20 protein-coding genes are annotated in these 16,481 nt (G+C 66.3%); 11 read left to right on the forward strand and 9 right to left on the reverse strand.

Annotated features, from left to right (window positions below; genetic code table 11):
* Together ACQZF9_RS20500 and ACQZF9_RS20505 are read left to right on the forward strand one after the other, a co-directional pair.
* Entirely contained in the window at nucleotides 1–507 is a 507-nt protein-coding gene (locus ACQZF9_RS20500; RefSeq protein ID WP_428310820.1) for a DUF2062 domain-containing protein, read from the forward strand.
* A gap of 221 nt (nucleotides 508–728) precedes the next feature.
* On the forward strand, nucleotides 729–1,130 hold the full coding sequence (locus tag ACQZF9_RS20505) for a hotdog fold thioesterase (RefSeq protein ID WP_428310821.1): 402 nt from the start codon (nucleotides 729–731) through the stop codon (nucleotides 1,128–1,130).
* A 119-nt stretch (nucleotides 1,131–1,249) separates the two neighbouring features.
* On the opposite strand, the gene ACQZF9_RS20510 is transcribed toward ACQZF9_RS20505, so the two are convergent.
* The 3 genes from ACQZF9_RS20510 to ACQZF9_RS20520 all read right to left on the reverse strand — a co-directional run bounded on the left by ACQZF9_RS20510 (nucleotide 1,250) and on the right by ACQZF9_RS20520 (nucleotide 4,325).
* Nucleotides 1,250–2,815 (reverse strand): ammonium transporter, encoded by a 1,566-nt coding sequence (locus tag ACQZF9_RS20510; RefSeq protein WP_428310822.1) that lies wholly within the window; start codon nucleotides 2,813–2,815, stop codon nucleotides 1,250–1,252.
* Between the two features lie 61 nt (nucleotides 2,816–2,876).
* Entirely contained in the window at nucleotides 2,877–3,215 is a 339-nt protein-coding gene (glnK, locus tag ACQZF9_RS20515; RefSeq protein WP_299697982.1) for a P-II family nitrogen regulator, read from the reverse strand.
* A gap of 228 nt (nucleotides 3,216–3,443) precedes the next feature.
* Nucleotides 3,444–4,325 carry a lysophospholipid acyltransferase family protein gene (locus ACQZF9_RS20520; RefSeq protein ID WP_428310823.1) on the reverse strand — a complete coding sequence of 294 codons (882 nt, stop codon included), beginning with the start codon at nucleotides 4,323–4,325 and terminating at the stop codon, nucleotides 3,444–3,446.
* 84 nt (nucleotides 4,326–4,409) lie between these two features.
* On the opposite strand from ACQZF9_RS20520, the gene dtd reads away from it, so the two are divergent.
* The 9 genes from dtd to tatC all read left to right on the forward strand — a co-directional run bounded on the left by dtd (nucleotide 4,410) and on the right by tatC (nucleotide 10,017).
* A complete protein-coding gene (dtd, locus tag ACQZF9_RS20525; protein ID WP_428310824.1) occupies nucleotides 4,410–4,847 on the forward strand; it encodes a D-aminoacyl-tRNA deacylase in 438 nt (145 codons plus the stop codon).
* Between the two features lie 94 nt (nucleotides 4,848–4,941).
* Complete coding sequence (gene hisB, locus ACQZF9_RS20530; protein WP_428313466.1) at nucleotides 4,942–5,538, forward strand: imidazoleglycerol-phosphate dehydratase HisB; 597 nt, start codon at nucleotides 4,942–4,944, stop codon at nucleotides 5,536–5,538.
* Nucleotides 5,539–5,704: 166 nt separating this feature from the next.
* Nucleotides 5,705–6,346 (forward strand): imidazole glycerol phosphate synthase subunit HisH, encoded by a 642-nt coding sequence (gene hisH, locus ACQZF9_RS20535; RefSeq protein ID WP_428310825.1) that lies wholly within the window; start codon nucleotides 5,705–5,707, stop codon nucleotides 6,344–6,346.
* A gap of 163 nt (nucleotides 6,347–6,509) precedes the next feature.
* Nucleotides 6,510–7,235, forward strand: a complete 726-nt coding sequence (gene hisA / locus ACQZF9_RS20540; protein WP_428310826.1) for a 1-(5-phosphoribosyl)-5-[(5-phosphoribosylamino)methylideneamino]imidazole-4-carboxamide isomerase — start codon at nucleotides 6,510–6,512, stop codon at nucleotides 7,233–7,235.
* 16 nt (nucleotides 7,236–7,251) lie between these two features.
* Entirely contained in the window at nucleotides 7,252–8,046 is a 795-nt protein-coding gene (gene hisF / locus ACQZF9_RS20545; RefSeq protein WP_428310827.1) for an imidazole glycerol phosphate synthase subunit HisF, read from the forward strand.
* A gap of 17 nt (nucleotides 8,047–8,063) precedes the next feature.
* Nucleotides 8,064–8,402: a phosphoribosyl-ATP diphosphatase gene (locus ACQZF9_RS20550; protein ID WP_428310828.1), complete on the forward strand. Its 339-nt coding sequence runs from the start codon at nucleotides 8,064–8,066 to the stop codon at nucleotides 8,400–8,402.
* A gap of 79 nt (nucleotides 8,403–8,481) precedes the next feature.
* Nucleotides 8,482–8,712, forward strand: coding sequence for a Sec-independent protein translocase subunit TatA (gene tatA, locus ACQZF9_RS20555; protein ID WP_428310829.1), 231 nt, complete (start codon nucleotides 8,482–8,484; stop codon nucleotides 8,710–8,712).
* Nucleotides 8,713–8,741: 29 nt separating this feature from the next.
* On the forward strand, nucleotides 8,742–9,230 hold the full coding sequence (tatB, locus tag ACQZF9_RS20560; RefSeq protein WP_428310830.1) for a Sec-independent protein translocase protein TatB: 489 nt from the start codon (nucleotides 8,742–8,744) through the stop codon (nucleotides 9,228–9,230).
* 85 nt (nucleotides 9,231–9,315) lie between these two features.
* Nucleotides 9,316–10,017, forward strand: a complete 702-nt coding sequence (tatC, locus tag ACQZF9_RS20565) for a twin-arginine translocase subunit TatC (protein ID WP_428313467.1) — start codon at nucleotides 9,316–9,318, stop codon at nucleotides 10,015–10,017.
* Nucleotides 10,018–10,153: 136 nt separating this feature from the next.
* Here tatC and ACQZF9_RS20570 read toward each other — a convergent pair whose 3' ends face one another.
* The 6 genes from ACQZF9_RS20570 to ACQZF9_RS20595 form a co-directional block, all read right to left on the reverse strand.
* Nucleotides 10,154–11,275, reverse strand: a complete 1,122-nt coding sequence (locus ACQZF9_RS20570) for a TraB/GumN family protein (protein ID WP_428310831.1) — start codon at nucleotides 11,273–11,275, stop codon at nucleotides 10,154–10,156.
* Nucleotides 11,247–12,083, reverse strand: coding sequence for a tRNA 2-thiocytidine(32) synthetase TtcA (ttcA, locus tag ACQZF9_RS20575; RefSeq protein WP_428313468.1), 837 nt, complete (start codon nucleotides 12,081–12,083; stop codon nucleotides 11,247–11,249). The genes ACQZF9_RS20570 and ttcA overlap by 29 nt, the downstream gene beginning before the upstream one ends.
* Before the next feature lie 197 nt (nucleotides 12,084–12,280).
* Nucleotides 12,281–14,086 carry an oligopeptide:H+ symporter gene (locus ACQZF9_RS20580; protein WP_428310832.1) on the reverse strand — a complete coding sequence of 602 codons (1,806 nt, stop codon included), beginning with the start codon at nucleotides 14,084–14,086 and terminating at the stop codon, nucleotides 12,281–12,283.
* A 95-nt stretch (nucleotides 14,087–14,181) separates the two neighbouring features.
* Nucleotides 14,182–14,478 (reverse strand): DUF167 domain-containing protein, encoded by a 297-nt coding sequence (locus ACQZF9_RS20585; protein WP_428310833.1) that lies wholly within the window; start codon nucleotides 14,476–14,478, stop codon nucleotides 14,182–14,184.
* Nucleotides 14,475–15,941, reverse strand: a complete 1,467-nt coding sequence (locus ACQZF9_RS20590) for a M20/M25/M40 family metallo-hydrolase (protein WP_428310834.1) — start codon at nucleotides 15,939–15,941, stop codon at nucleotides 14,475–14,477. The genes ACQZF9_RS20585 and ACQZF9_RS20590 overlap by 4 nt, the downstream gene beginning before the upstream one ends.
* 196 nt (nucleotides 15,942–16,137) lie before the next feature.
* Nucleotides 16,138–16,479: a hypothetical protein gene (locus ACQZF9_RS20595; RefSeq protein WP_428310835.1), complete on the reverse strand. Its 342-nt coding sequence runs from the start codon at nucleotides 16,477–16,479 to the stop codon at nucleotides 16,138–16,140.
* Between the last annotated feature and the right edge of the window lie 2 nt (nucleotides 16,480–16,481).

A 16,481-nucleotide genomic window follows, 5' to 3' on the forward strand; every position in this document is an offset into this window, starting at 1 on the left:
GTGAGCCTGCCCCAAACCACTCAGTCCAAGCCGGGGCTGTGGGCGCGCGCGCGCGGCATCGTCGCCGAGCAGCTGCGCCGCGGCATCACGCCGCACCAGCTGGCGCTGACCATCGCGGTGGCCTCGGCGCTGTCGCTGTTCCCGATGCTCGGCACCACGACCTTGCTGTGCCTCGGCGCCGGCGCGCTGCTCGGACTGAATCATCCGCTGATGCAGCTGGTGAACTACGCGATGTCGGGCCTGCAGTTGTTGTTGCTGCTGCCGCTGTGGAAAGCCGGGGAATGGATCGGCGCGCCGCATCTGTCGCTGTCGCTGGCCGAAATCAAAGCCCGCGTCGACGCCGCGCCCTGGCAGAGCCTGCTCGACTTCGGCGGCATCCTGCTCGGCGGCATCGGCATCTGGGCATTGTGCGCGCCGCTGTGGATCGCGCTGTTTTATGCGCTGCTGCGGCCGCTGTTCACGGCGCTGGCGGCGCGGCGGCAGTTGCGGCAGCGTACGGCGCCGTAGCTTCGGCTCTGCCGCCGACACCGCCGCTTTCCGTTCGTCCCGAGCAGCCTCGCTGGCGAGGCGTATCGAGGGACCGGATCGCGGTCGGGTCCCTCGATACGCGGGCAAGCCCGCTACTCGGGACGAACGGCGTGGGCTGATGGCGGCTACCAATTAGGTAGGGCGTCGGAAATGCGCAATCGCATAAGCTCTCGGGCCATTCCCACTGCCGAGACCCACTCATGGCTGCCTACCCGCTGACTCCCGACAAGACCCTGCTCGGTGCCCTGGGCATCGAACTGACCGAGATGCGCAAGGAGCGGGTCGCCGGCACGATGCCGGTCGACAGCCGCACGCACCAGCCTTTCGGCCTGCTGCATGGTGGTGCGTCGGTCGCCCTGGCGGAGACCCTGGCCTCGGTCGCCGCGCAGATGAATGTCGCCTCCGGCGAGATGGTCGTCGGCCTGGAGATCAACGCCAACCACCTGCGCGGCGTGCGCTCCGGCACGGTGACCGGTGTGGCGACGCCGGTACATGTCGGCCGCCGTACCCAGGTCTGGAGCATCGACATCCGCGACGAGCAGGGCAAGCCGGTGTGCATCTCGCGCTGCACGCTGGCGGTGATTCCGCTGGCGACCGGCTAGCGTTGTAACCGGGCGCCCAAAAGAAAAAGGGCGGGTCTTTCGACCCGCCCCAAGACAACACCCCTAGGAGACTGTGGTGGCCCCGCTCGCGCGGGGCCACCGGATGCTTTGCTGAAAACTTAGTTGTAGGCCTTCTCGCCGTGTTCGGCGACGTCCAGACCTTCGCTCTCGGCTTCTTCCGACACGCGGACACCGATGGTGAACTTGAGGAGCAGCATGGTCACCGCGGAAACCACCGCGCTGAGCACGATCGCCACGATCACGGCCTTGACCTGGATCATGATCTGGCTGGAGGAGTAGCCGGCGACCATCTCGACCCAGTTGTTGTACACGCCGACGCCGCCCTTGGCCGGGTCGACATACACACCCGTCAGGATCGCGCCGATGATGCCGCCGACCGCATGCACGCCGAACGCATCGAGCGCGTCGTCGTAGCCGATCAGCTTCTTCAGGTAAGCAACCGAGAAGAAGCAGACCACACCCGCCACCGCGCCGATGATCAGGCCGCCGGTGATGCCGACGAAGCCGCAGGCCGGGGTGATGGCGACGAGGCCGGCGACCGCGCCGGAGATGATGCCCAGCAGCGAGGGCTTGCCCTTGAAGATCCACTCGGCGAAGAACCAGGCGGCACCGGCAGCAGCGGTGGCGAACATGGTGTTGGCGAAGGCCAGAACCGCGTAGCCGTTGGCTTCGAGGTTGGAGCCGGCGTTGAAGCCGAACCAGCCGAACCACAGCAGCGAGGCGCCGATCATGCTCATCACCAGGCTATGCGGGGCCATCGCGACCTTGCCGAAGCCCTGGCGCTTGCCGAGGACGATCGCGCAGACCAGGCCGGCCACACCGGCGTTGATGTGCACCACGGTGCCACCGGCGAAGTCCAGCGCGCCGAGCTGCCACAGATAACCGGCGGAGGCGTTGAGGGCGTCGACCTTGTCGGCGCTCGTGTACGCATCCGGGCCCGCCCACCACCAGACCATGTGGGCCATCGGCAGGTAGGACAGCGTGAACCAGACGATCGAGAAGATCATCACGGCCTTGAACTTCATGCGCTCGGCGTAGGCGCCGGCGATCAGGGCCACGGTGATGCAGGCGAAGGTCATCTGGAACACCGCGAACAGCAGTTCCGGAATGACGACGCCCTTGCTGAAGGTGCCGGTAGCGGTGAAGAAGCCGTTGGCGTCGTAGACCACACCCTTCAGGAAGGCCTTGGACAGGCCGCCGAAGTAGGCGGTAGTGCCGTCGGAGAACGCGACGCTGTAGCCATAGGCAACCCAGAGCACGCCGATCACGCAGAAGATCGCGAAAGTCTGCGTCAGAGTGGACAGCATGTTCTTGCTGCGCACCATGCCGCCGTAGAACAGCGCCAGGCCCGGCAGCGACATCAGCAGCACGAACGCGGTCGAAACCAGCATCCAGGCGACGTTGCCTTCGTTGAACACCGGCGCCTTGGGCGCATCCGCGGCCGGAGCGGCGACGGCTTCGGCCGGAGCGGCCTCGGCGGGCGCGGCTTCGGCCGGAGCGGCTTCAGCCGGAGCAGCGGCCTCAGTGGACGCCGGCGTGCCTTCCGGAACGGCGGTTTCCGTCGGAGCGGCGCTGGTCGGCGGCGCTCCCTGGGCCCAGACCGTGGCCGAGCCGCAGGATGCGGCCAGCGCCAGAGCCAGTACGAATTTACGAATCATCGACATCTCCCCTATTCGATTTGGAAAAACTGCAGAATCCGACCTGGATTCGAACCGACTCTTTTGTTTAGAGCGCGTCCTTGCCCGTCTCGCCCGTGCGGATGCGCACCGCCTGTTCGAGGGTGAACACGAACACCTTGCCGTCACCGATCTTGCCGGTGTGCGCGGCCTTGCTGATCGCGTCGATGGCCGCATCGAGCTTGTCGTCGTCGACCGCCACTTCGATCTTCACTTTCGGCAGAAAGTCGACCACGTACTCGGCGCCGCGATACAGCTCCGTATGACCCTTCTGACGACCGAAACCTTTCACTTCGGTTACGGTGATACCGGCTACGCCGATCTCCGACAGGGCCTCCCGAACCTCATCGAGCTTGAACGGCTTGATGATGGCTGCAATTAACTTCATTGTCTGAACTCCTTGAACTGGCAGCGATTTCTGATTTGCTAGCGCATGTCGCAGGCTGCTTCCCCGGTCTGCGGAATTGCAACAAAGCATGGAGCATGCCAGTGACTTCCCCCGGTAATGAAAGGGAAAACCCTCAGATGCGGCCGGCGGCGCACCGACTTGGTGCGTTGTGGCTGATTACGCAGTCAGATGTTCGCGAACGGACCAGCCCGGGACGCCGCGCCGGAATCAGCGCTTGAGGCGGGCGTAGGGGTTCAGCGAGCCGGCCGGCTGGCGGCGGTAGCGCTTGTAGCTCCACCAGTACTGCTCGGGCAGATGCGTCAGCACCGCCTCGATGCCCTGGTTGAGCATCGCCGCGCCGAGCGCCGGGTTGTCGACCTGCTGCGGCGCCGGCGTGATGTGGAAGCGAAAGCCGCGGCCGCGGCCGAGCCGCTCGGCATAGCAGAACCACACCGGCGCGCCGGTGCGCGCGGCCAGCCGCGTGACCAGTTCGGAGGTGTGCGCCGGCAGACCGAACAGCGGCGCGAACACGCCGGCACCCCAGGGCGGATCCTGGTCAGGCAGGATGCCGACCATCTCGCCGTTGCGCAGCGCATGCAGCAGGGCCTTGACGCCGCCGCCGGTGGTCGGCACCAGATTGGCGCCGAGCCGAGAGCGGCCCTCGAGCATGACCTTGTCGATCGCCTCGCCCTGCGGCTTGTACAGCGAGGTGATGCGGCCGACCGTGGAGCAGAACAGCCCCGCCAGTTCCCAGGAGCCGATATGAGGGCACAGGATGATGGCGCCCCGGCCTTCGCCGACCAGCGCGCGAAGGCGGTTGCGCGCCTCGTCGTCGTTCAGCCAGTTCTGCAGCCGTGCCTGCGGGCCGAACCAGATCGCCGGCGCCTCGCACACGGCCTTGGCCATGTGCACCAGGCTGAGCTTGGCAATTTGCTCGCGATCCGTCGTCGGCAGCTCTTCCAGACACAGGTCCAGATGCAGCTGGGTAACGCGCTTGAGATTGTTCGGGAAGTACCAGACCAGGCGGCCGACGATCGTCGCGATGCCATGCAGCAGCGGCAGCGGCAGATGGCCCAGCAGGACGAAAAGGCCGCGCAAAAGGGTCGACATGCTTGCATTCTAGGCGGCGCCGGCCAAGTCACAAGTAGCCACCCGAAAATACGCAATGAGAATCACCGTACAAAGGAATCGCTGATGATCGGCCTGCTGCAAAGGGTGACCCGGGCGCGGGTCGAAGTCGGTGGCGAAACCGTCGCCGCGATCGGCGCCGGCCTGCTGGTGCTGGTCGGCATAGAAAAGGCCGACGACGAGGGCGCGGCGGCGCGGTTGCTGGCCAGGCTGCTCGGCTACCGCGTGTTCGCCGATGCGGCCGGGCGCATGAACCGCTCGCTGGCCGACACCGGCGGCGGCCTGCTGCTGGTGTCGCAATTCACCTTGGCGGCGGACACGCGCAGCGGCGCAAGGCCGAGCTTCTCGGCCGCCGCGCCGCCGCAGCAGGCGCGCACGCTCTATGCGCATCTCGTGCGCCTCGCCGGCGAGCGCCATCCGCAGGTCGCCAGCGGCGTGTTCGGTGCCGACATGCAGGTGAGCCTGACCAACGACGGCCCGGTGACGTTCTGGCTCACCAGCTGATCGCCGTCCGCTAAGGAACCTTAAGACACAATTTGCTACACGGCCGCCGCGGAGTATCCTTGGCGCCCTTTTTTTGTTCGACGGCCACGAGCCGATCATGCCAGCACGTACCGCCAGCATCGCCCGCGATACCCGCGAGACGCAGATACAGGTCCAGATCAATCTGGACGGCCAGGGCGCGTCGGATTTCGCCACCGGCGTTCCGTTTCTCGACCACATGCTCGACCAGGTGGCGCGCCACGGCCTGATCGACCTGACGGTCAAGGCCAGCGGTGATCTGCATATCGACGCGCACCACACCGTCGAGGATGTCGGCATCACCCTCGGCCAGGCGCTGGACAAGGCGCTGGGCAACAAGCTCGGCGTGCGCCGCTACGGCCATTCCTATGTGCCGCTGGACGAGGCGCTATCGCGCGTCGTCGTCGACCTGTCCGGCCGCCCGGGCCTGGAATACAACGTCGAATATCCGCGCGCGATGATCGGCGATTTCGACGTCGACCTGCTGCGCGAGTTCTTCCAGGGCCTGGTCAACCACGCCAAGATCAGCGTGCATATCGACAACCTGCGCGGCCGCAACGCCCACCACATCGCCGAGACCGTGTTCAAGGCGTTTGGCCGCGCGCTCCGGATGGCGGTGGAACCCGATCCACGCGCCGAAGGCACGATGCCTTCGACCAAGGGCAGTCTCTAGGAAACTCCGATTAATCTACTGCGCTCGACATCTCGAATGAGGGCGGTGCTCGCGATCCTCACGTGCTATCCGCACGCTCCGGTCGCTGCGCTCCGTCCTCGTCCGACCTGCCTTCGCTCGCTACGATTACTCGAAGTTTCCCCCACCTTTTCCTGAGCAGCGCACCTTGGCCAGCATCGGCGTCATCGATTACGGAATGGGCAATCTGCACTCGCTCGGCAAGTCGCTGGAGCGCGTCGCCGGTTCGCAGCGCATCGAGATCTCCTACGACCCGGAGAAGCTGCTCAAGTGCGAGCGGCTGGTGCTGCCCGGTGTCGGCGGCGTGCTCGCCTGCATGAACGAGTTGCGCCGGCTCGAGCTGAACGATCTGGTGATCGAGGCCGCCAAGAAAGTCCCGATGCTGGGCGTCTGCCTGGGCATGCAGGTGATGCTCGACCACTCCAACGAAAACGGCGGCGTCGCCGCGCTGGGCCTGTTTCCGGGCAAGGTCGTGCGCTTTCCCGATCCGCCGGCGGATGCGGTCGAGCGCTTGAAAGTGCCGCACATGGGCTGGAACCGGGTCAGGCAGCGCAAGGCCCATCCGCTGTGGCGCCAGGTGCCGGACGACAGCTGGTTCTATTTCGTGCACAGCTATCACGCGGAGCCGGAGAATCCGGCGCACGTGCTCGGCAGCACCGATTACGTGAAGACGTTTGCTTCCGCCGTGGCGCGCGACAACATCGCCGCCTTCCAATTCCACCCGGAAAAAAGCCAGGCAGCGGGTCTGCAGCTGCTGGCGAATTTTGCCGAGTGGAACGGCGAGATCTGAGCGGCGATCTGCACCGGGCTGCGACGTGATCCAAACTCAACTTGCCAAGGCGTCGCGGGATCGGGCAGAGTCAGGCTTCTCGGGAACTCTCTTCTTACGCCATTGTCTCGCGGCGCTCGCGCCGTCTACGTCTGTCTGAATCGGCCGCGCGCTCAAAGCTCCCATGTTGTTGATCCCTGCTATCGATCTTAAAAACGGCCATTGCGTGCGCCTGCGTCAGGGCAACATGGACGACGTCACCGTGTTCTCCGAAGACCCGGTGGAAATGGCCAGGCAATGGGCCGACCAGGGCGCCGAGCGCATCCACGTCGTCGATCTCGACGGCGCGCTCAAGGGCCTGCCGGTGAACCTGAAAGTGGTCGAGGCGATCGCCTCGGCGGTCGACGTGCCGGTGCAGATCGGCGGCGGCATCCGCGACGAGGAGACCGTGCAGCGTTATCTCAACGCCGGCGTCGCCTACGTGATCATCGGCACCAAGGCAGTCAACACGCCGCACTTTTTGCGCGACCTGTGCCTGGAATACCCGCGCCACATCATCGTCAGCCTCGACGCCAAGGACGGCCGCCTGGCGCTGAACGGCTGGGCCAAGCTGACCCATTTCGACGCGATCGAAGCCGCGGTGCACTGCGAGCGCGACGGCGTCGAAGCGCTGATCTACACCGACATCGGCCGCGACGGCATGATGGCCGGCTTCAATGTCGAATCCACTCGCGCGCTGGCCCAGGCGGTGAACACGCCGGTGTTCGCCAGCGGCGGCGTCTCCACGCTGGACGATATCCGCAGGCTCAAGGATCTCGAAGGCGAAGGTGTCGCCGGCGCGGTCATTGGCCGCGCTCTTTACGAAGGCGGCTTCTCGCTCGCGGACGCCGTGAAGATCGCGACCGCCTAAAACCGAGCTGCTCCCCATGCTGGCCAAACGCATCATCCCCTGCCTGGATATCGACCGCGGCCGCGTGGTCAAGGGCGTCAAGTTCGCCGAGATCCGCGACGCCGGCGACCCGGTCGAAGTGGCGCGCCGCTACGACCTGCAGGGCGCCGACGAGCTGGTGTTCCTCGACATCACCGCCAGCTCCGAAGAGCGCCCGACGCTGTTCGCGACGGTCGAGGCGGTGGCCCGCGAAATCTATATCCCGCTGACCGTCGGCGGCGGCGTGCGCACCAGCGCCGACGTGCGCGCGCTGCTGAAGGCCGGCGCCGACAAGGTGTCGATCAACACCGCCGCGGTGCACAAGCCGGACTTCGTCACCGAGGCCGCGGAGCGCTACGGCGTGCAGTGCATCGTCGTCGCGATCGACTGCAAGCGCGTCAGCAAAAAGAAGGAAGCGCCGCGCTGGGAAGTGTTCACCCACGGCGGCCGCAAGGCCACCGGCCTGGACGCCGTCGAATGGGCGTCGAAGATGGTCGACAAGGGCGCCGGCGAGATCCTGCTGACCAGCATGGACCGCGACGGCACCAAGGAAGGCTACGACCTCGACGTGCTCAAGGCGATCAGTTCGGTGGTGACGGTGCCGGTGATTGCCTCGGGCGGCGTCGGCAACCTTGAACATCTGTTCGAGGGCTTCGACCGCGGCGGCGCCGACGCGGTGCTGGCGGCGAGCATCTTCCACTCGGGCACCTACAGCGTGCAGGACGCCAAGACCTATCTGGCGAGCCGCGGCGTGCGCGTGCGCCAGAGCGAGATCCGCAGCGCCGTCATTTAGGCGTGGCATCATCGGCCATGGCTACGACTCCCGACCTGTCCGCGGTGCTCGACGATCTCTACGCGCTGCTGCAGCAGCGCAAGGGCGCCGATCCGTCCACGTCCTACGCGGCCTCGCTGTACGCCAAGGGCACCGACACGATCCTGAAGAAGCTCGGCGAAGAAGCCGTGGAAACCGTGATCGCGGCCAAGAACGAAGACCCCAAGGCGCTGGTCTATGAACTGGCGGATCTCTGGTATCACACGCTGGTGCTGATGGCGCAGCGCAACATCGCGCCGCAGCAGATCGCGGCCGAGCTGGCGCGGCGCAGCGCCCAGTCCGGCCTCGCCGAAAAAGCTTCACGCGGCGGGCATTGACGAGTAACTTCGGCGCCCGCGTCCGTGCAATAGACTGTCCCACTCGACCGGCTCAGGGTCGACCACAGGAGTAAGCATCATGGGTTCATTCAGTATCTGGCACTGGCTGATCGTGCTGGCCATCGTCGTGCTGGTGTTCGGCACCAAGAAACTGCGCAACGTCGGCGGCGACCTCGGCGGCGCGATCAAGAACTTCAAGTCCTCGATGAAGGAAGGCGAGGCCGAGGGCGAGCGCCACAGCGCCGAGCTGATCGAGCAGCGCAACGCGCAGCGCGCGACCAGCGAACAGCAGGAAAAGGACAAGGTCTGATTCCGGCCTGAGCCTTTCGGACTCGCCCCATGTTCGACATCAGCTTTTCCGAACTCGCGCTGTGCTTCGTCGTCGCGCTGGTGGTGCTCGGCCCCGAGCGCCTGCCCAAGCTGGCGCGCACGCTGGGCCTGTGGAGTGGCAAGGCGCGCGCCTACATGCGCAACCTGACCACCGAGCTCGAGCGCGAAACGCAGATGGCCGACATCAAGAAGCAGTTCCAGGAAGCGCAGCAGGCGCTGCTGGAATCCAAGGCCGAGCTGGAAAAGTCCACGCGCGCGCTGCACGACGACGTCAAAGAGCGGCTGGCGCCGCCGGGCGAAGCCATGGCCGCCGCAGCGGCCACCGCGGTGGAAGCGCCGGCTTCGGCCGCGGCCGGGTCACTCGCCGATCAGCATCATATCGAGCCCGATATGCAGCCCTCCGCGAAGCCCGATGCCGCACCCGAACCGCCGGCGGTGACCGTCGCGACGCCGGCGACACGCGCGCCGCTGCCGCCTTCCGAACAGCAGTATCCGTAGAGCCGACTTGAGCACCACACCCGACGCCTCCAGCGAAGGCGAACTGCCGCTGATCGCCCATTTGCTGGAGCTGCGCTCGCGGCTGATGCGCATCCTCGCCGGCATCGCCGTGGTGTTCGCACCGCTGGCCTATTACGGCAAGGAGATCTACGCCTTCGTCGCCCAACCCTTGTTGGCGCTGCTGCCGGCCGGCGCGACGATGATCGCCACCGAGGTCGCCTCGCCGTTCTTCGCGCCGCTGAAGCTCGCCGGCATCCTCGCCGCGGCGCTATCGATGCCGTGGACGCTGTACCAGGTCTGGGCTTTCGTCGCGCCCGGCCTGTACAAGAACGAGCAGAAGTTCGTGATGCCGCTGCTGGTGTCGAGCACGCTGCTGTTCTACGCCGGCATCGCCTTCGCGTATTTCCTGGTACTGCCGACGGTGTTCCACTTCATGGTCGGCATCGCGCCGGTCGGCGTGTCGGTGATGACCGACATCAACAAGTACCTGGACTTCGTGCTCGCGATCTTCCTCGCGTTCGGCATTACCTTCGAAACACCGGTGGCGATCGTGCTGCTGGTGCGCACCGGCTTCGTCACGCCGGCGCAGCTGCGCCAGCATCGCCAGTACGTGCTGGTCGGCTGCTTCGTCGTCGCCGCGGTGCTGACGCCGCCGGACGTGCTGTCGCAGCTGCTGCTGGCGGTGCCGAGCTACCTGCTCTACGAAGTCGGCATCATCGCCGCGTCCTGGGCCTCGCCGAAGAAATCAGACGACGAAGAAACCGCGAATCTGCCGGCCGAGAAGTAGCGGGCGGCGATGCGTCCCTCGATACGCCCACGATGTGGGCTACTCGGGAGGAACGGAGTTTCCTTGAGTTTCTAAGCTATCCCCCGCTCCTCCCGAGTAGCGGGCTTGCCCGCGTATCGAGGGACGCAACAGCAAGCTAAGACGCAGCCACCGGTTTGGCGGCAACGCCGGGCTTGTTCGGCCCTGCACCCACCGGCACCAACAGCGGCGCCGGCTGATCCGCCGGCGGCTTGGCGGGAGCCGGAACCGGCGCAGCTTCGGTGCCGGTCACAGGCTCGACCGTCCAGCCCCGCGCCGCCAGCTGCACCGGCAGGCCATCCGGGCCGAGCAGGTGCGCCGCGCCGACCACGACCATCAGCGGACGCGATTCGCCGAACAGCGCTTCCAGCCGCGGGATCCAGGCGCGGTTACGCGCGCCGAGTATCCGCTCGTAAGGGTCGGGATAGACGCGCTTCATGTCGGCGACGGTGCGCTCCATCGTGCTCTGGTCGTTGCTGCGCCATTGCCGGACCAGATCGGCCGGATCGCTGCCGGACTCGCCCATGCCCTGCAGCGTCGCTTCCAGGAACTGCGCCGACTGCGCGTCGTTCATCGTCGAGAAGATCGCCAGCTGCGCGCCGGGCTCCTCGAGCCAGCGCACGCTGCGTCCGTCGCGCAGCGCACGCGTGTAGAAGTGCCGGTCCAGGCCGAGTTCGCCGCTGACACCCTGGCTCTGCAAACGGAACAGCTCCAGCGACAGCGCGCAGAACCAGGCGCGGAACGGCTCGCAGGCGGCGCTCGCGGCCGGTACCTGCATCTTGGCGCTGCGCTGCTGGAGTAGCTCGTACAGCGCCGGCTCGACGCTGGCCTTGAGTCCGTTGGGCGCGCGCGCGGCATCCAGGAAATTTTTCTGGAATTCCGGCTCTTCCAGCGCCGAGGGATCGGTTTCCAGCACCAGGCCGCTGGTTTCGGCGTAGGCCGCCTGCAGGCCCGACGGCAGCGGGTAGGCCGACTCCGGCAGCAGATGCACCGAGCCGACCAGCCGATGCACCACCGGCGCGCGATCCGGGAAATCCGCGCTCGTGCGGTAGACCTTCCAGCTGAAAGGCGCCGACGGCACCATCGCCGGAGCGGCGACGATCGTCGGCGGTGCGGTCGGCGATGGTGCGGGCGCCGCGTCCTCGGCGAACGCCGGCAGCGCCAGCAGCCCGCTCAGCAGCAGCGCGAGTGCGCCACCGAAAATCCGCGGCTTAGCGATGAGCGTCTTCCGGCTCGGCATCCGGCATCAGCCAGTTGCCCGGCGCGCTGCCGGCGTCACGGCCGAGGCTGGCGAAATCGAACAGCTCGCGATCGGCCAGCTGCGACGGCGCGACATTGCTCAGCGCCTTGAAGATGATCTCGCTGCGGCCCGGGTGCTCGGCCTCCCAGCTCTCCATCATGCGCCGCACCTGCTTGCGCTGCAGATGCTCCTGCGAGCCGCACAGATTGCAGGGAATGATCGGGAATTCCCGCTGCCTGGCGTATTCGGCGATGTCGGTTTCACGGCAATAGGACAGCGGCCGGATGACGATGTTGCGGCCGTCGTCGGACAGCAGCTTCGGCGGCATTGCCTTGAGGCTGCCGCCGAAGAACAGATTCAGGAAAAACGTCGCCAGGATGTCGTCGCGGTGGTGGCCGAGCGCGATCTTGGTGAAACCCTGCTCCTGCGCGTAGGTGTACAGCGCGCCGCGACGCATCCGTGAACACAGCGAGCACAGGGTCTTGCCTTCCGGCACGACGCGCTTGACCACCGAATAGGTGTCCTGCTCGATGATGTGAAAATCGACGCCGCGCGAGCGCAGGTAGTCCGGCAGCACGTGCTCGGGAAAATCCGGCTGCTTCTGGTCGAGATTGACCGCGGTGATCGAGAACTTGACCGGCGCCTTGGCCTGCAGCTGCAGCAGCATTTCCAGCATCGTGTAGCTGTCCTTGCCGCCGGACAGGCAGACCATCACGCGATCGCCTTCGACGATCATGCGGTAGTCCTGTATCGCCTGGCCGACGTTGCGGCGCAGCCGTTTCGCGAGCTTGTTGGACTCGTGCGACAGGCGCGACGCGCGCGCGACGCCGGCAGGCGCGAAACGGACGGGGACTTCGACAGCGGATTCGATCACGACGGGCAACACCACGGCAGGGACGCCAGTTTAGCCTTTTGCACCCTCTATCCGAAGCTGTAGGAGCGGATCCTATCCGCGACTGGAACCTCAAGGGCACAGTCGCGGATGGGATCCGCTCCTACAAAACCTTAAACGTCCTCGCGAACGAAGGTGCGTTCCTTGAAGCTGATCGCGAAGAAGATGAACAGCACCGATATCGCGCCCATCAAGCCGGCGAAGAACAGGAAGTAGACCGGGCCGACCAGCGCGTAGGTGGAGACGTCGGCCTTGTCGACGACGAAGTCGCCGCTGCTGACGACGTCACGGCGCTCGACCTTGTCGAGCAGCCTGATGCGCTTGCCGGCGGTGTCGATTTCGCCGACCAGGAAGGTGCCGGCCAGCGGCGCGACGGTGCCGTCGATTTCGGTGACCTTGACGCCGTTGTCGCCGCCGAAGTCGATCTTCTGGCCGGTGACGAAGTCGTCGACCTTGGCCATCGTCGCCCAGGTCTGCGCGCCGGTCTCCACCGACAGCGCCTGCAGCGGCTCGACCATCAGCGCGTTGACCGTCGCGGTCAGCGCGTTGCCCAGGCTGGTCGACACCAGGAACAGGCTCATGATGGTGCTCTTCATCACCGGCGGCGCCTGCTTGTAGGCGTATTCGAGGCAGGTGATCGACACCAGCACCTCGGCGGCGGTGAGCACGCCGTAGGCGCTGATCTGCCACCACAGGCTGACGACGTGGCCGCTCTGGATGCGCTGCTCGATCCAGGCGACGACAACGAACGACGAGGCGGTGATGAAAAAGCCCATGCCGATCTTGCGCAGCGGCGTCACCGCGAAGAACTTGCCGAGCAGCGGATAGATGCCGAAGGTGAAGATCGGGATCATCACGATGATGTACAGGCCGTTCACCACCTGCAGCTGCGCCGGCAGCATTTCGTAGTTCGCCAGCGCCGGGAACATGCCGCCGAGAAAGCCGAACAGATGCTTGTCCATCAGCCCGGACTGCGCCTGCACGGTCCAGCTGTTGCCGTTGCTCTGGTCCCACAGCGCCCAGAAGAACGCGACGAACATGAACAGGAACGATAGCCGCATGACGATGCTCAGATGCTCGCCGGTGAACGAGCGCACCAGCCAGGCCTGGAGCTCGGTCGGCAGTGCCTTGCCGAGCGGCGTTTTCAGGCAGATCGCGGCGGAAGCGGCGAGCATCGCCAGCATCATCAGCAGCGCGAACAAAAAGTTCGTCGCCAGGAAAATCCCCGCGGAAATCGCCAGCAACACCAGGAAATAGGCGATGAAACCCAGCGGCGCCAGGCCCGGATTGGCCATCGCCGCCGGCACGATCGCGAAGCGCTTGCGGCCGAGCCAGAACACCAGCGTCGCCAGCGCCATCATCAGGGCCGGCATGCCGAACGCGACCTTGGGGCCGAAATCCGGATCGCTGAGCAGCTGCGGGCAGAAGTAGATCGAGATCGACGAGCCGAGGTTGATCGACAGGTAAAAGTACGAAAACGCGCGCTCGATCAGGTGCTGGTTGGCCGAGGTGAACTGGTCGCCGACATTGGTCGACACGCAAGGCTTGATGCCGCCGGTGCCGAAGGCCATCAGGAACATGCCGACGATCAGCATCGTCGGCGTGCTGCCCAGCGCCAGCGTGGTGCAGCCGATCACGTAGACGATGGAGAAATAGATGATCGTGCGGAACTTGGCCAGGAAGATGTCCGAGACCATCGCGCCGAGCAGCGGGAACAGGTAGGCGGCGCTCTTGAACATCGCCTGCCAGCCCTGCGCCTTGGCATCGCCGAAGTGCAGGAACTGGATCATGTACTGCACCAGGATCGCGTTGACGCCGTAGAAGCAGAACCGCTCCGCGAACTCGTTGACGACGATGAAGGGGATGCCGGAGGGCATCTTGTCGGAGCGCGCAGGAGCTGCGGCGGTGGCGCTGGTCATGGTTTCGGGGGCTCCAAAATGAGAACGCCGCGTGGGCGCGGCGGTGTGGTCGAAGTCTAGCCAAAGCCGAAACAATCCGCGCCGGGGGTTTTTCCTCAGTCCGGGGCGGCCGGCAAAAGCCCGGTTGCGGGCGGCAGGCGCTCGCGCAGGCCCGCCTCGTCCAGCCCCGAAATCTCGACGAGCTTGTCCTGCGAGGATTCGCCGCGCAGCACGCGGACCGCGCCGCGCGGCACGGCGAGTACCTCGGCGAGCAGATCGATCACCGCCTGGTTCGCCTTGCCGCGTTCGGGAGCGGCGGTCACCGAGACCTTCAGGCTGTCGCCGCGCCAGCCGGTGACGGCGTTGCGCGACGCCTTGGGCGAAACCTTCAGCGCCAGCCGCGCCGACCTCACTGCGGCGCGGTCGATTCGCGCATCAGCTGCGCGTAGAACTGGATCATCCTCAGGTAGTCGGCGACCGCGATGCGCTCGTCGATGCCGTGGATGCGGTTCTCGTCTTCCTTGCCGTAGGGCATCGGCGAGAAGTTGTAGCCCTGCTCGCGCACGTGCGCGTAGTGGCGGTTGTCGGTGGCGCCGAGCACGATGCCGCTGGTCACCAGCGCCTCCGGAAACACTTCGTTGATGGCGCGCTCGATCTGCCTGAATTGCGGCGCGCTCGCGTCCGAGGCCGGCGGCGCTTCGTGGTTGAAGTCATCCACCGGCTCGATCGAGATCGCATCGTCGCCGATGCTGTCGCGCACGTGCTGCAGCACCGCGGCGATCGAATCGCCGGGCAGCAGACGGAAGTTGACGATGACCTCGCCGCTGGCCGGCAGCACGTTGTCCTTGACGCCGGCGTTGAACATCGTCGTCGCCGTGGTGGTGCGGATCAGCGCGTTGGTGGTGCGGGAAGCCGCTAACGCGCGGAACACGATCGGCGTCAGCCAGTCGCGGTTGGCGACGAGAATGCGCGTCGGCAGATCCATGTCCGGTGCCAAGCCCGCCAGCATCGCGTCCACCGGCGCAATCAGCCGCGGCGGCATCGGATGGTCTTCGAGTCTGGCCACCGCCGCGGACAGCCGGCCGACGACGCTGTGCGGCGGCGGCGTCGACGAGTGGCCGCCATCGGCGACCAGCTTCATGCGCACCGTCAGGTAGCCTTTCTCGCCGGCCATCACCGAGGCCACCGGCCGGTCGATGCCGGGCACCAGGCCATGCGTGACCGCGCCGCCCTCGTCGAGCGTGTAAGCCGCCTTGATTTCGCGATGCGCGAGCAGCGCGGCGATCGCGACGGCGCCGCGTTCGCCGCTGATTTCCTCGTCCTGGCCGAACGCGAACATCAGCGTGCGCTCCGGCGCATAGCCCAGCTGCAGCAGCGCCTCGGCGGCTTCGAGGATCGCCAGCAGGCTGTTCTTGTCGTCGAGCGCGCCGCGGCCCCAGACGAAACCGTCGGCGATCACGCCGTCGAACGGCGGATGCGTCCAGCCACTGGCCTCGGCCGGCACCACGTCCATGTGCGCCGCCAGCAGCACCGGCGGCAGCTCGGGCTTGGTGCCTTTCCAGGTGTAAAGCAGGCTGTATTCGCTGACGCGGTCCAGCGTCAGACGCTCGTGTACCAGCGGAAAGCGGGTGCTCAGAAATTCCAGAAAGCCGGTGAAAGCCACGCGCTCGTCGTCGGGTTGGCCGGACTTGGCGACCGTCTCAAAGCGGATGCCCTGCGCGAGCCGGTCGGCGGCGGCGGCGCGATCCACCGCGATCAGCGGCGCGCTGGCGGTGATCACGGTGCGCGGCGGCAGTTGCGCGGTGCGCCAGAGCGCAAACGCGACGATGCCGAGCAGCGCGAGCACGACCACGGCGATCAGCAGCTTTTTCAGCATCGGAAGGCACACCTGGGTTCGCGCCGGAACGCGGGCGCCTTTGCGAATCTAACCGACAGCGGGCAGGCGGTCACGAACTGCGGCGCACGGATTGCCCTGTAGGAGCGGACCCTGTCCGCGACGACGACAGCGCCGCGCAAAACCAGTCGCGGACAGGGTCCGCTCCTACAGGTGCCGAAGCATCGGCAAGTTCATCTCAGGCCAGCAGGCCGCCGATCAGCGCGCCCACCACCAGCGCGCCGGCGCCGCCGATCGCGAACAGCACGGTGCCGAACGCGATCAGCGCCGCCAGCCAGGGAATGCCGATCAGCAGCTGCGCCAGCACCAGCAGCGCGATGCCCAACACCAGGCTGGGCAGGATCGACGCGAAGAACGCGCGGCCGACGCTGCCGGCGATCTTGCCGCCGACGATGCCGGCAATCAGGCTGCCGAACACCGGCAGCCAGAACAGCAGCAGCGACAGGATCAGCATCCAGAACGAGCCCCAGAACACACTGCCTTGATCTCGGCTGCCTTCGTCTCTCACTTGCTCTTGCACGA

Origin of the sequence: Hydrocarboniphaga sp., from assembly GCF_965279055.1 — a bacterium.
In the GTDB taxonomy this organism is placed as follows: domain Bacteria; phylum Pseudomonadota; class Gammaproteobacteria; order Nevskiales; family Nevskiaceae; genus Hydrocarboniphaga.